This is a genomic window from Aeromicrobium phragmitis (genome assembly GCF_003674095.1).
GTDB lineage: Bacteria > Actinomycetota > Actinomycetes > Propionibacteriales > Nocardioidaceae > Aeromicrobium > Aeromicrobium phragmitis.
In genome coordinates this window covers 134482-147693 of the sequence record NZ_RDBF01000005.1, presented here as the reverse complement: position 1 = coordinate 147693, position 13212 = coordinate 134482, and the positions used below count along the sequence as shown (strand labels likewise).

Sequence of the window (13212 nt, the reverse complement as noted above, 5' to 3'; positions counted from 1 at the left end):
TCAGGCGTGCGAGTGGAGCGGCTTGCCGGCGAGCGCCAGGGCGGCTTCACCGAGGGATTCGTTCTGTGTGGGATGAGCGTGGATGAGCGGAGCGACGTCGTCGGGGTACGCCTCCCAGTTGACCAGGAGAGCGGCCTCCCCGATCTGCTCACCCATCCGGGCACCGATCATATGGACCCCGACGATCGGTCCGTCGGACTGACGGACCAGCTTGACCAGCCCCGCCGTCTGCAGGATCTGGCTCTTGCCGTTTCCGGCGAGGTTGTACTCGACGACGTCGACGTCGCCGAACCTCTCCCGGGCCTGCGCCTCGGTCAGCCCGACCGAGGCGAGCTCGGGCTCGCAGTAGGTCACGCGCGGGATCTGCTCGTCGACGACCGGCGCGGGGGCGAGCCCGGCGATGTCCTCGGCCACGAAGATGCCGTGCGCGAAACCGCGGTGCGCGAGCTGGAGGCCGGCCACGAGGTCGCCGACGGCGTAGACGCCGTCGACGTTCGTGCGCAGCCGCTCGTCGGTCGCGACCCAACCGCGGTCGAGTGCGATCCCGGCCTCCTCGAAGCCCATGTCCTCCGAGCGGGGGCCGCGGCCCACGGCGATGAGCACGAGATCGGCCTCGAGCGCCGAGCCGTCCTCGAGTCGGACGACGGCGTGGTCGTCGTCCTGCGTGACGTCGGTGAACTTGACGCCGGTGCGAAAGCCGATCGAGCGCTTGCGAAAGGCGCGCTCGAGACCTTTGCTCAGCACCGGGTCCTCCAAGGGGGCGAGGCGATCGAGCGCCTCCACGATCGTCACCTGCGCGCCGAGCGAGGCCCACACGGAGGCGAACTCGACCCCGATCACGCTGCCGCCGATGACGACGATGCGCTCGGGAAGTTCCTGCAGGGTCAGCGCCTGATCGGAGGTGACCACGCGTCCGCCGAGCTCTACTCCGAGCGTGCGCGGCGCTGATCCGGTGGCCAGGACGACGTTGCTGCCGGTGTAGCGGCGACCCTCGACCTCGACGGTGTGGGCGTCGAGGAGCCGGCCCGCGCCCTCGACGACGGTGATGAGGTCCGAGGACGCGATGAGGCCGGTGAGACCGCGGTACAGCCGGTCGACGACTCCCTGCTGGTAACGCTGGACGGCGGGCATGTCGACGCCGTCGAAGCGGGTGGACACGCCGATGGCCGAGCCGTGGCGGGCGGTGTCGGCAACCTCCGCGGCGTGAAGCAGCGCCTTGGTCGGGATGCACCCCTCGTGGAGGCAGGTGCCGCCGAGTTTGCCCTTCTCGATGAGGGCGACGGACTTGCCGAGCTGCGCCGCGCGAAGGGCACACGCATAGCCTCCGCTTCCAGCTCCGAGCACGACGACGTCGAACACGGTGCCGGGATCGGCGTGGGCCACAGCAGTCCTCCCCTCGGTGTCTGCGCTCCATCTTGTCACCAGAGGTGCACCCGCGCCCACCGGGGTGTCCGACCCGTCAGTAACTTTCCGCTCGTTGCCGTCGGGCACACTAGGGGTGTGGGTTGGTTCTCTCGTCGCAAGCGCACCGATGCCGGTGCCGTCGTCTCCGATCGCGAGGCGAACCGCGCCGATCTGAAGGCGTTGGAGGAGTTCGTCACGACGCGTCGTGGGGTGGAGGCGTTCGTCGAGCCGGCGACGTCGGTCACCCAGACCACGCTGCTGTTGGTCGCCTCCGACGGTGAGTGGACGCGCAAGCGGGTGGCGTCGGGCAAGGTCGCGGCTGACTTCGCGCGCAAGCACCACATGCCGATCTACGACGCCAATCGCGTCGGTTACCCGCAGCGGATGCGCGACTACAACCAGCGGGTCGCCGCCGAGCGCCGCGTCTCGTCGCCGCCGGCGCCGCAGCGCACCGGACTCAGCCCGAGCCAGTTCGCGGCCCTGATGGTCCTCGAGACCGTCGCCGGGGTCGAACCGCTCGGCAAGGACCCCTCGCGCGACGAGCTGGAGCGAGTCTGGAAGACCGCCCGCGCCGCAGCACACCCGGACCGCCGCGGCGGAGACCGCACGGACTGGGACAAGGTCGAGGCCGCCGCCCGCGCGCTCGACCTCCAGTGACGGTGGCCCGACGACCGGATTCGAGGGAGGCCGCGCCGCGCGCCTCAGTGCCAGCCGGCGGGATCGAGGTCGCCGGGGTAGGAGTGCGCGGGGTCGTAGGGCTGCCGCGTGAAGATGAACGACGCGAGGTCGAGGGCACCGTCGGAGCGGACGCTCAGGTGCTCCCCGGCGTAGTAACCGTCGAGGCCCCGCCAGCCGTCACCGTCCGGCGCGAAGCGCGAGCCGCGGCCCGCACCTTCGGCCGGACGCAGTAAGAAACCGTCGGCGTGCGACTCCACGACGAAGTGCGCAGGCCCCCAGTACCAGTCACCGAGGAGCCGACGCACCGGCGTGGACGGCTCTCGATCGGTGGCCGGCGGCGCCGGGACGACGTCCTCGGCCAGCCGGAGCAGATCGTCGGTGAGATCGCCGAGTCCGTGCGTCGTATTGGTCAGCACCACGACACCGACGCCGCGAGCCGGCTCGACCTTCAGCGTGGCGAGGAACCCGGGCATCGAGCCACCGTGGCCGACGAACCGCCGGCCACCGTCGTGCCAGACCCGCCAACCGAGCCCCTGCGCGCTGTCCCAGCCGGCGCCGAGCCGGTCGTCGACGGCGAGCGGCACCCGCATGAGGTCCATCGTCGCCGCGCTGACGAGCCCGCTGCCGTCGCTCAGCGCGAACTGCGCCCAGCGGGCGAGCCCGTCGATCGAGGACCAGACCTGTCCGGCCGGTGCCATCGCGCCGGCGTCGAACTCGGGCTCGGCGTGCAGCAGGTCCTCGTGCGGGTGGACCGCGAGGGGAGCGGCGGCCGACGCGTCCGGCCGCAACGACATGGCGTCGGCGGCACCGATCGGCTCGAGCACGTCGTCGCGCACCACGTCGAACCACGAGCGCCCGTGCAGCTGCTCCAAGACGCGCCCGAGGATCGCGAAGCCGACGTTGGAGTAGTGGAACCGGGTGCCCGGCGGGTGGACGAGTCGCAGGCCCGCGTCGCGCAGCGCGACCCAGTCGCCACCCGGTGAGCGCTCCCACCAGGGTCCGTTCGTCTCGGCCTGCAGCCCCGACGTGTGGGTCAGCAGCTGTGCGACGGTGACGTCGGCGAACGAGGCGTGCGCCGCATCGGGCAGGAGCTGCCGAACGCGCGTGGAGAGGTCGAGCAGACCGCCCTCGCGAGCCCGCAGCACGGCGACGGCGACGAGTGTCTTGGTGACCGATCCGATGCGGTAGCGGGTCGAGCGGTCCACGATGGCGCCGTCGCGTCCGTCCCGCGTGCCGACGGCACCGGCCCAGATCAACGCGTCCGGCGAGACGACCGCCGCCGTGACCGAGGGCAGCCGCCGCTCGGTGTACTCGCGGCGGAGGCGCTCGTCGAAGTCGGTCATGCCAAGGTGCTGGCGATCTGCACGAGCGTGCGGACGCCGGCGCCGGTGCCGCCGTTCGGCGTGTAGTCGTACGCCCCGCCGTCGTTGAACGCAGGACCGGCGATGTCGAGGTGCGCCCATGAGACGTCGCCGGTGAACTCGCGCAGGAAGGCCGCGGCGAACAGCGTGCCGCCGTAGGGCTTGCTGCTGATCTGCCGCAGGTCGGCGATCTGCGAAGACTTGAGCGCGGAGACGACCTCGTCGGTGATCGGCAGGCGCCACATGTCTTCGCCCGCCTCACGCGAGGCGGCGAACACCCGCTCCTCGAAGTACTCGTCGCTGCCGAGGATCGCGGCGGTCCGCTGACCGAGCGCGGTCAAGGCGGCGCCGGTGAGGGTCGCCACGTCGACGATGTGATCGGGTTCGGCCTCGGTGGCCAGGGAGAGCCCGTCACCGAGCACCATGCGGCCCTCTGCGTCGGTGTTGAGGACTTCCACGGTCTTGCCGTTGCGCATCGTGATGACGTCGCCGGGACGCGTGGCCGTGCCGCTCGGCATGTTCTCCGCGAGGCAGGCGTAGGCGGTGACGCGGATCGGCAGCCCGAGCGTGGCGATGGCGTTGACCGCGGCGACGATCGCCGCCGCGCCGCCCATGTCGCACTTCATCGTCTGCATGCTGGCGCCCGGCTTGAGCGACAGGCCGCCGGAGTCGAAGGTGATGCCCTTGCCGACCAGGGCGAGGTGCTTGGTCGCCTTGGACGGGGAGTACGTCAGGGTGACGAGGCGCGGCGGAGCCTCCGAGCCGCGGCCCACGGACAGGATGCCGCCGCACTTCTCCTTGGCGAGCCGCTTCTCGTCCCAGACCGCGACGGTGACGCCCTTGGCCGCGGCGGCCTCGATCTGCGCGGCGAAATCGGCCGGACGCAGGTCGCCGGGGGGAGTGTTCACCCAGTCTCGGGCCTGGCACACGGCCTCGGCGACGGCGACGCCCCGCTCCACGGCGGACTTGGCCTCGGACTTGCGTGCCTCGGAGGCGACGATGCTGACCTCGCTCAGCTGAGGCTTCTGCGCAGCCTTCTCGCGTGCCTCGGCACCGCGGTAACGATCGAAGCGGTACGCCGTGAGCACGGCGCCCTCGGCGACGGCGGTCAGCTGGTGGGGCTCGAGCGCGCCGAACTCCACGACGGCGTGCCGCACCGGTGGCGCGGCACGCAGGCCGGCTGCGACAGCACGACGCAGGTCCTCGTCGCTCGCCTCGTCGTCGACGGCCACGAACACCGTGACGGGCGCCTTCGTCCCCGCCGGACTGCTGGTGACCAGCGTCTGCCCGGCTTCCTGCCGAAAGCCGAGAGCATCGAAGGGGACGGTGTCCTCATCGAGCGCGTCGGACGTGCGGATCGCGCGGATCACGACGTCGCTGGACGGGGCGGTGGGACGCAGGGATACCGAGACCATGCCGACACTGTATCCACGGGTAGGTTGGGCGCATGGACCTGCTGCACTCGCCGCTGCACGACCGTCACGAGGCGCTGGGAGCCAAGTTCGCCGAGTTCGGCGGCTGGGAGATGCCGCTGGAATACGCCGGTGGCGGAGTGCTCGCCGAGCACGCCGCGGTCCGCGACGGTGCAGGCCTGTTCGATGTGAGCCACCTCGGCAAGGTGATGGTGCGCGGCGCCGGAGCGGCCGATTACGTGAACCGCTGCCTCACCAACGATCTGCGGAAACTCCGGCCCGGACAGGTGCAGTACACCCTGTGCTGTGACGACGACGGCGGCACGATCGACGACCTCATCGCGTACCTGCGCAGCGACTTCGAGGTCTTCTTGATCCCCAACGCGGCCAACACCGCCGAGGTCGCCCGCCGGCTCGCGGCGCAGACGCCCGAGGGCGTCGACGTCACCGATCTGCATCGCCGTTACGCCGTGCTGGCCCTGCAAGGTCCCCGCAGCGGCGAGATCCTGTCGCGGCTCGACGTGCCGGTCGACCACGATTACATGTCCTTCACGACCGCCAGCGTCGCCGGGCATGAACTCATCGTGTGCCGCACGGGATACACGGGCGAGCGGGGGTACGAGCTGGTCGTCACGAGTGATCATGCGGCTGACGTGTGGGACGCCATCATGGCGGCGGGCGCGGGCGCCGGCATCCGGCCGTGCGGGCTCGGCGCCCGCGACACCCTTCGCACCGAGATGGGATACCCGCTGCACGGCCACGAACTGTCGGCGGAGATCAGCCCCGTCATGGCGCGCGTCGGCTGGGCTGTGGGGTGGGACAAGCGCGAGTTCTGGGGCAAGGCCGCGCTGGAAGCTCAGCGCTCGGAGAAGGCCGTCCCGACCCTGCGGGGCCTGCGTGCCGAAGGCCGTGGCATCCCTCGCCCCGGCATGACCGTGACCTCCACGGACGGACGTCCGCTCGGCGAGGTCACCTCGGGCACGTTCAGCCCGACCTTGCGACAGGGGATCGGCCTGGCGCTCCTCGACCGCACGGTCGCCGACGGCGAGACGGTCGTGGTCGACGTGCGAGGACGGACGCAATCCTTCACGGTGGTGAAACCACCGTTCGTGAGCCCCTCGACCAAGGAGGACTGAAGATGACCGCAGCGTGGCGCTGGACCTACGAGACCGCGGACGGCGAGCAGGTCGGCAACTCGCACGACTTCGACAGCCGCAGCGACGCGGAGACGTTCATCGGGCTGGAGTTCGAGACCCTGCTCGGCAACGGCGTCGATCAGGTCCGCCTCCATGAGGGCGACACCGAGGTCTACGGGCCGATGAGCCTGCACGCGGAGTGAGGCGACCGCCCGCGGCGAACGGTCAGTACCGCTCGCGGAGCGGCTCGCCGCGCTGGATCGTCGGACGAGGACGACGGGTGCGACGCAGCTGCGTCGAACGCAGAACGCCGTAGGTCACGGCGCCCTTCGCCTCGCCCGGCTCGAAGCGCCGCTTGAGCTCGCGCTTGAGACCGACGACGAGGAAGACCTCGTCGACGACGGTCGACAGGATCGTCACGCTCCACAAGAAGAACACGACCGTCACCGCGGTCGGGTTCGGGATGAAGCTGAGGACCAGGATGACCACGAGGATCGGCAGCATGTACTCGGCCACCGAACGACGTCGGTCGATGTAATCGCGGACGAGTGCGCGGACCGCGCCGCGGTCGCGCGCCGGCAGGTACGTGGCGTCCCCGCGTCCGTCCAACGCGGCGAGCTGCTTCTCGCGCAGCTTGCTGCGGCGCTCGCGCTCACGGCGCATCTGCTCACGGCGTCCGGTGGGCCGCTTCATCTGCTGCTTGCGAAGGGCCTCGGCTTCCTTGCGCGAACGCGTGGGGCGGCCCTTGCCGGGTGAGTCGTCGATCACGCGCGAAACCCTACCGGGCGGGGCCAATGAGGCGTCCCGCGCCATGGCCGGACCCCGTACGCTGGGCCCATGGCAGGTGGTGGGATCACAGCGCGCATCGGACGGTGGTGGCGCTCGCGTGCCGCCGAACGTGACCTGGAGGACCCCGATCGCCTTCGGGGCAAGCTCGACGAGACGTACCGCGAGCAGATCCAGATGCTCACCCGCGTGCGGCGCGGCGTGGCCGAGGTCGCCACCAGCCGCAAGCGGGTCGAAGTCCAGATGGCGCAGCTGCAGCGACAGATCGAGGATTTCGATGCGCGCTCGCGCGATGCCGTGGGGCGCGGGGACGACGAGGCCGCCCGCGATGCGCTCACCCGCAAACTGACGCTCGAGAAGGCGCACCGGGAGCTCGCCGACCGCCACGCCTCGCTGACCCGCGAGGAGGAGTCGTTGGAGCAGGCCGCGACACGCGTGGAGCGGCAGATCGAGGACTTCCGGATGCGCAAGGACACCCTCAGCGCTCGCTATTCGGCCGCGAGCGCGCGTGCCGAGATCAACGACGCCACCCGCGGCATCTCCTCGGCGACGAGCGAGATCGGCCAGGCGATGGACGAAGCCGAACGACACACCCGAGAACTCGAGGCGACCGCGAACGCGGTCGACGAACTGGTGGCCGAGGGCATCGTGACGCGGCCGGGGGAGTCGCCCGACGATGCTCTCGCCCGGCACTTCGACGCCGCACTCGGCGATCTCCCACCCGTGGATCAGGACAAGAAGGGAAACGATGGCCCGCACCAGATTTCGTCGTGATCGGGGGCTCTCCTGGCGCATGGGGACCGTGAGCCTCGGTCTCGGTGCGCTCTACGTCGCCTTCGGCGCCGTGCTCATCTACTTCTCCGGCAGCGCCATCCTCGGCCTCGTCATCACGCTGGGTCTGGCGTGGGGGCAGTGGTACTTCTCCGACACCCTCGCGCTCAAGTCGATGGGCGCCAAGGAGGTCAGTCCGCAGCAGGCCCCCGAGTTGCACGCCATGATCGATCGGCTCGTCGCCCTGGCCGACATGCCGAAGCCTCGCGTCGCGATCGCGGTCACCGACATCCCCAACGCCTTCGCCACCGGTCGCACCCCCAACCACTCGGCGGTGTGCGTGACTACCGGGATCATGCAGCGGCTGGATGCCGAGGAGCTGGAAGGTGTCCTCGCCCACGAGCTCGCGCACGTGGCCAACCGGGACGTGTCGGTCATGACGGTGGCGTCCTCGCTCGGGCTGCTGGCCGGGTTCATCACCCGGTGGGGCTTCTTCTTCGGCGGTGGCAACAACCGGAACAACAACAACGGCGGGCCGGCGTTCATCGTGGTCTTCATGGTGAGCGTGCTCGTCTACTTCATCAGCTTCTTGCTGACCCGAGCGCTGTCGCGCTACCGGGAGTTGAGCGCGGACCGCTCCGGCGCGTACCTCACGGGTCGTCCCTCCAAGTTGGCGTCCGCGCTGATGAAGATCTCCGGCGACATGTCGCGAATCCCCAATCGCGACCTGCGTGACGTGCAGAGCATGAACGCCTTCTTCATCGCCCCCGCGATCAGCGGTGAGTCGGTGGCGGCGCTGATGTCGACGCATCCGGCCCTCGATCGTCGCCTGGCCCAGCTGTCGCAGATCAGCGCCGATCTCTCGGAGCGCGGCTGATGGGGTTCCTCGACGCGATCTTCGGCCGCACGACCCCGCCCAAGGCCGACCTCGAGGTGCTGTTCTCCGTGCCGCAGGCCGCCCTGTCGCTGGAGGCGCAGGGATTCCGCTTCCTCGGGCAGGGTGCCGTGTGCTTCCGCGACAGCGAAGGGTCGGCCGACGACGACGTCATCGCGGAGGTCGAACAGATCATCACGGTCGACGACGACGCGACGATCGAGCGCAGTCAGGACCAGTTCGGCTTCACCTGGCTCTCGGTCCGCCGGGAGGCAGGGGATGCCATCGCCGTGGCGACCGACCTGCACGCGCTCAACTCGTCCCTCGCCGACCACGGCTTCAGCACGGCGCTGCTGTGCTCGACGTTCCTCTTCGAGTACCAGGGCCGACCGCTCGCGCTGGTCTACCTGTTCAAGCGTGGGACCTTCTACCCGTTCGTCCCCGAGGGGGCCGGGGCCCAGCGCCGCGACAACGCCCTGGAGTTGCAGATCCGCGGCGTCGTCGAGGCCGACGTGCCGGTGGAGAAGGACCTCGGGCGCTGGCTCGCCATCTGGGGTGCGCCGGGCCTGGGCTGAATGTCCCTGCGCGATAGGTTGGGACCCGTGACGATCGACACCCTGTCCCGTGCGGACCTGCAGGAGTTCCACGACCACCAGCGCCAGGCCTACGACGCGCTCAAGCAGGCCGGCCTCGCCCTCGACATCACCCGCGGCAAGCCTTCGGCGGAGCAACTCGACCTCTCCACGGAGCTGTTGACGCTCCCCGGGGCCGACCGTTATCGCGCCGGCACGGTGGACGTCCGCAACTACGGCGGCAACACGGGTCTGCCGGAGTTGCGTTCGATCTTCGCCGAGTTGCTGAACGTGCCCGTCGAGCAGCTCATCGCCGGCGACAACGCCAGCCTCTCGCTCATGCACGACACGATCCTGTGGTCGCTCGTGCACGGCACACCCGATTCCCCGCGTCCGTGGGCCGCGGAGGAGAAGGTCACGTTCATCTGCCCGGCGCCCGGGTACGACCGCCACTTCTCGATCTGCGAGCACTACGGCATCGACATGGTGACCGTCGACATGCTCGATGACGGTCCCGACATGGCGGCCGTGCGTGAGCTCGTCAAGGATCCCTCGGTCAAGGGCATCTGGCTCGTGCCGACCTACTCCAACCCCACCGGTGCGGTCATCAGCGAGGCGATCGCCGCCGAACTCGCTGCGCTGGAGACGGCCGCACCGGACTTCCGGATCTTCTGGGACAACGCCTACGCCGTGCACCACCTGACCGACGAGCAGGTCAAGACGGCCGACATTCTCGGGCTCTGCGCGTCCAGCGGTCATCCGGACCGGCCGTTGATCTTCGCGAGCACCTCCAAGATCACCCTGGCGGGCGCGGGCGTCAGCTTCTTCGGAAGTTCTCCGGCCAACGTCGCCTGGTACCTCGGCCACGCCGCCGTGCGGGCGATCGGCCCGGACAAGGTCAACCAGTGGCGGCATGCGCTGTTCCTGCGCGACGCCGAGGGCGTGCTCGCGCACATGGAGCGCCATCGCGAGATCCTGGCGCCGAAGTTCGCGGCCGTCGACGAGATCCTCAACGAACGCCTCGGCGAGCACGACGTGGCCTCGTGGACGCAGCCGCGCGGCGGCTACTTCGTCAGCCTCGAGGTGCCCGAGGGCACCGCGGCCCGCGTGGTGCAGCTGGCCAAGGAGGCCGGAATCGCGCTCACGCCGGCCGGAGCGGCGTTCCCCTACGGGAAGGACCCGCGCGACCACCACATCAGGATCGCGCCGTCGTTCCCCTCGCTGGAGGAGTTGCGCGCCGCGATGGACGGGCTGTGCACGTGCGTGCTGCTCGCTGCCGCGGAGAAGGCTCTGGCCTGAGCCGTGCGGGTCCTGGTCGCGCCGGACAAGTTCGCCGGAACGCTGACCGCGCCCCAGGCGGCCGAAGCGATCGCCGAGGGGTGGCGGCGGACCGCTCCCGGCGACGAGCTGACGCTCGCCCCCATGGCCGACGGCGGTCCCGGATTCGTCGACGTCCTGCAGACCGCCCTCGGTGGCGGCGTGCACGCGGTCACGGTGCGCGGGCCGCTGGGCGACCCCGTGCCCGTCTCACTGTTGATCGACGGCACGACCGCGTATGTGGAAGCCGCGCAAGCGTGCGGGCTGCACGTGGTGGAATCCTCGCGCCGCTCGCCGTGGACGGCCTCGAGCCACGGTGTCGGTGAGGCGCTGGCGGCCGCCGCGGACGCGGGCGCGCGGCGCATCGTCGTGGGGCTGGGCGGAAGCGCGACGAACGACGGGGGAGCGGGACTGCTCGCCGCGCTCGGCGCGACCGCGGACGCGCCGCTCGATGCCGGGCCGGCGGCGCTCGAGCACGTCACGTCCGTGGACGTGAGTGCGGCACGTGAGCGACTGGCCGGCGTCGAGCTGGTCGTCGCGGCCGATGTCGAGACGCCGCTGCTCGGCATGTTCGGCGCCACCAAGACGTTCGGACCGCAGAAGGGATTGAGCGAGGACGAGATCCTCCGCGTCGACCGCATCCTGGACGGCTTCGTCGACGCGGTATGCGGTGCCACTCCGGCCGAACGCCGTCTCGCCGACACCCCGTCCGCGGGCGCCGCGGGCGGTCTCGGCTTCGCGCTGCTGGTGCTGGGAGCCCAGGTCACCTCGGGCCTCGGCGTGGTCGCGGACGCCGGTCGACTCCCTGAGCTCGCCCGCGCACATGACCTGATCGTCACCGGTGAGGGAGCCTTCGACTTCTCCTCCCGGGCCGGCAAGGTCGTGTACGGCGTGGCCACCATCGCCGCCGAGGCGGCGCGTCCCTGCGTCGTCCTGGCCGGCACGGTCGACGTCGGATCGCGTGAGATGCGTGCCCTGGGGGTGGAATCGGCCTACGGACTCACCGATCGCGTCCCGCTCGACGAGGCGATGCGTGCGCCGGCCCGTCACCTGGCCGACCTCGCCGCCCGCGTGGCGCGCACGTGGTCGACATCGGGCGGTAGGTGAGATCCCACGTCGGCGCCTCCGGTGGGACCTCACCTACCGCGCTCGGAGGCGGGTGGGACCTCACCTACCGCGCTCGGAGGCGGGTGGGACCTCACCTACCGCGCTCGGGCGCCGGACGGTGATCGAGTTCTTTCCGCGGAGCGCGTACGATGGGGAATGGAATCGTGACGGGGGGCGTTGACCTCGATCACCAGCAGTCCACCGGCAGGAGCACACATGACCACGACGGACCAGACCCAGACCACGGCGCCGGCCGACGGAGTGACGCTGACCTCCGGAGCGGCGGCCAAGGTCAAGAGCCTGCTCGACCAGGAAGGCCGTGACGACCTCTCGCTGCGCATCGCGGTGCAGCCGGGCGGCTGCTCCGGCCTGCGCTACCAGCTCTTCTTCGACGAGCGCTCGCTCGACGGTGACGAGATCCGCGAGTTCGAGGGCGTCAACGTCGTCGTCGACCGGATGAGCCTGCCGTACCTCCACGGCGCCACGATCGACTTCGTCGACACCATCGAGAAGCAGGGCTTCACGATCGACAACCCGATGGCGACGGGTTCGTGCGCCTGCGGCGACTCGTTCCACTGATCAGCCTTCTGTCACGGCGCCGGGGTGAGCTCGACTCGCCCCGGCGCCGTCGTCTGTCCACCCGGCTCGATGCCACCGGGGTCGACGGTCGCTGTGGCGTGGTTCGTATGCTGGGTTAGTGCATCTCGCCATCGCCGGGTCGGTCGCGACCGACCACCTGCAGACGTTCTCCGGCCGTTTCTCGGACTCGCTGGTCCCTGACCAGCTCGACAAGATCTCGGTCTCGTTCCTCGTCGACGACCTCGAGGTCCGCCGCGGCGGCTGTGCTGCCAACATCTCCTTCGGGCTGGCTCAGCTCGGCCACGCGCCGACCCTGGTCGCCGCCGTCGGCACCGACTTCGCCGACCAGGGCTATCAGAAGTGGCTCGAGACCGCCGGCGTCGACTGCTCTCAGCTCCTGGTCTCGCGCAACCGTCACACCGCGCTGTGCACCATCACCACCGACGACGCCCACGCGCAGATCGTGACGTTCTATCCCGGCGCGATGGCCGAGGCTCGCGAGATCGACATCGCGGCGCTGCACCGCAACCAGCCGATCGACCTGCTCCTCATCGGACCGGACGATCCCGAGGGCATGTTGCGCCATACGCGCACCGCGCGAGAGACGGGCTTGGCTTTCGCGGCCGACCCGTCCCAGCAGCTCGCGTGGGCCGACGGAGCGGTCATCCGCGACTTGATCGACGGCGCGGCGTACCTGTTCTGCAACGAGTACGAGGCCGCGCTCATCGAGAAGAAGACCGGCTGGAACGAGGCTGAGGTCCAAGAGCACGTGGGAACCCGCGTGGTGACCCACGGCAAGGACGGCGCGGTCGTCTACACGCCCGCGGGGGAGCGGATCGAGGTGTCGGCGATCGACGGCATCGAGGCCGTCGATCCGACGGGCGTGGGTGACAGCTTCCGCGCCGGGTATCTCGCGGGTGTCGCCGCCGGACTGAGCCCGCAGCGTTGCGCCGAGGTGGGGTGCACGGTGGCCGCGGCCGTGGTGGAGACCGTCGGCACGCAGGAGTACGACCTTCACGCCGAGACGTTCCTGCAGCGGGTCGAGCAGCAGTACGGCCGGACCGCTCGTGAAGAAATTCACCAAGCCCTCGCGATCGGCGCGTGACCCGATGGCGACGCGGCGCACTCAGGTCGACCTGAGCGACGTCGCAGGGAAGCCCTGCGTTAGGGTTTTGGTGACAACCAGGTGATGGTCCAGGTTTCAGAAAGGCGCCC

The 13212-nt window shown here is 70.3% G+C and carries 14 protein-coding genes; 10 read left to right on the top strand and 4 right to left on the bottom strand.

What is annotated here, in order from left to right; translation table 11 throughout:
* Positions 1-1383: a dihydrolipoyl dehydrogenase gene (gene lpdA / locus D9V41_RS08670; protein WP_121794157.1), complete on the bottom strand. Its 1383-nt coding sequence runs from the start codon at positions 1381-1383 to the stop codon at positions 1-3.
* 117 nt (positions 1384-1500) lie between these two features.
* On the opposite strand from lpdA, the gene D9V41_RS18475 reads away from it, so the two are divergent.
* Entirely contained in the window at positions 1501-2061 is a 561-nt protein-coding gene (locus D9V41_RS18475; protein ID WP_243697211.1) for a hypothetical protein, read from the top strand.
* A 44-nt stretch (positions 2062-2105) separates the two neighbouring features.
* On the opposite strand, the gene D9V41_RS08660 is transcribed toward D9V41_RS18475, so the two are convergent.
* Together D9V41_RS08660 and D9V41_RS08655 are read right to left on the bottom strand one after the other, a co-directional pair.
* Positions 2106-3425: a serine hydrolase domain-containing protein gene (locus D9V41_RS08660; RefSeq protein ID WP_121794156.1), complete on the bottom strand. Its 1320-nt coding sequence runs from the start codon at positions 3423-3425 to the stop codon at positions 2106-2108.
* Positions 3422-4858, bottom strand: coding sequence for a leucyl aminopeptidase (locus tag D9V41_RS08655; protein WP_121794155.1), 1437 nt, complete (start codon positions 4856-4858; stop codon positions 3422-3424). Before D9V41_RS08655 ends, D9V41_RS08660 begins: the two co-directional genes overlap by 4 nt.
* Before the next feature lie 32 nt (positions 4859-4890).
* Between D9V41_RS08655 and gcvT the strand changes: the two genes are divergently transcribed.
* On the top strand, positions 4891-5991 hold the full coding sequence (gcvT, locus tag D9V41_RS08650; protein ID WP_121794154.1) for a glycine cleavage system aminomethyltransferase GcvT: 1101 nt from the start codon (positions 4891-4893) through the stop codon (positions 5989-5991).
* A 2-nt stretch (positions 5992-5993) separates the two neighbouring features.
* Entirely contained in the window at positions 5994-6194 is a 201-nt protein-coding gene (locus tag D9V41_RS08645; protein ID WP_121794153.1) for a YegP family protein, read from the top strand.
* A gap of 22 nt (positions 6195-6216) precedes the next feature.
* On the opposite strand, the gene D9V41_RS08640 is transcribed toward D9V41_RS08645, so the two are convergent.
* Positions 6217-6759 (bottom strand): DUF3043 domain-containing protein, encoded by a 543-nt coding sequence (locus D9V41_RS08640; RefSeq protein ID WP_166375961.1) that lies wholly within the window; start codon positions 6757-6759, stop codon positions 6217-6219.
* A gap of 69 nt (positions 6760-6828) precedes the next feature.
* Between D9V41_RS08640 and D9V41_RS08635 the strand changes: the two genes are divergently transcribed.
* From D9V41_RS08635 to D9V41_RS08605, 7 genes are all read left to right on the top strand, one after another.
* Positions 6829-7551, top strand: coding sequence for a PspA/IM30 family protein (locus D9V41_RS08635; protein WP_121794151.1), 723 nt, complete (start codon positions 6829-6831; stop codon positions 7549-7551).
* The gene (htpX, locus tag D9V41_RS08630) at positions 7526-8425 is read left to right on the top strand and encodes a zinc metalloprotease HtpX (RefSeq protein ID WP_121794150.1); all 900 of its coding nucleotides are present in this window, start codon (positions 7526-7528) and stop codon (positions 8423-8425) included. The genes D9V41_RS08635 and htpX overlap by 26 nt, the downstream gene beginning before the upstream one ends.
* Entirely contained in the window at positions 8425-8997 is a 573-nt protein-coding gene (pspAB, locus tag D9V41_RS08625) for a PspA-associated protein PspAB (protein ID WP_121794149.1), read from the top strand. Before htpX ends, pspAB begins: the two co-directional genes overlap by 1 nt.
* Entirely contained in the window at positions 8998-10293 is a 1296-nt protein-coding gene (locus D9V41_RS08620; protein WP_121794148.1) for an aspartate aminotransferase type Ic, read from the top strand.
* Between the two features lie 3 nt (positions 10294-10296).
* Complete coding sequence (locus D9V41_RS08615; protein ID WP_121794147.1) at positions 10297-11418, top strand: glycerate kinase family protein; 1122 nt, start codon at positions 10297-10299, stop codon at positions 11416-11418.
* A gap of 216 nt (positions 11419-11634) precedes the next feature.
* Positions 11635-11997: a HesB/IscA family protein gene (locus tag D9V41_RS08610; protein ID WP_121794146.1), complete on the top strand. Its 363-nt coding sequence runs from the start codon at positions 11635-11637 to the stop codon at positions 11995-11997.
* Positions 11998-12115: 118 nt separating this feature from the next.
* Positions 12116-13102, top strand: coding sequence for a carbohydrate kinase family protein (locus tag D9V41_RS08605; RefSeq protein WP_121794145.1), 987 nt, complete (start codon positions 12116-12118; stop codon positions 13100-13102).
* The last annotated feature ends 110 nt before the right edge of the window (positions 13103-13212 follow it).

What these genes read in the sequence shown, in the direction of transcription:
- D9V41_RS08645 (WP_121794153.1), top strand. Translation starts at nt 5,994, where the DNA reads ATGACCGCAGCGTGGCGCTGGACCTACGAGACCGCGGACGGCGAGCAG.
- D9V41_RS08620 (WP_121794148.1), top strand. Translation starts at nt 8,998, where the DNA reads ATGTCCCTGCGCGATAGGTTGGGACCCGTGACGATCGACACCCTGTCC.
- htpX (WP_121794150.1), top strand. Translation starts at nt 7,526, where the DNA reads ATGGCCCGCACCAGATTTCGTCGTGATCGGGGGCTCTCCTGGCGCATG.
- pspAB (WP_121794149.1), top strand. Translation starts at nt 8,425, where the DNA reads ATGGGGTTCCTCGACGCGATCTTCGGCCGCACGACCCCGCCCAAGGCC.
- gcvT (WP_121794154.1), top strand. Translation starts at nt 4,891, where the DNA reads ATGGACCTGCTGCACTCGCCGCTGCACGACCGTCACGAGGCGCTGGGA.
- D9V41_RS08610 (WP_121794146.1), top strand. Translation starts at nt 11,635, where the DNA reads ATGACCACGACGGACCAGACCCAGACCACGGCGCCGGCCGACGGAGTG.
- D9V41_RS08655 (WP_121794155.1), bottom strand. Translation starts at nt 4,858, where the DNA reads ATGGTCTCGGTATCCCTGCGTCCCACCGCCCCGTCCAGCGACGTCGTG.
- D9V41_RS08635 (WP_121794151.1), top strand. Translation starts at nt 6,829, where the DNA reads ATGGCAGGTGGTGGGATCACAGCGCGCATCGGACGGTGGTGGCGCTCG.
- D9V41_RS08660 (WP_121794156.1), bottom strand. Translation starts at nt 3,425, where the DNA reads ATGACCGACTTCGACGAGCGCCTCCGCCGCGAGTACACCGAGCGGCGG.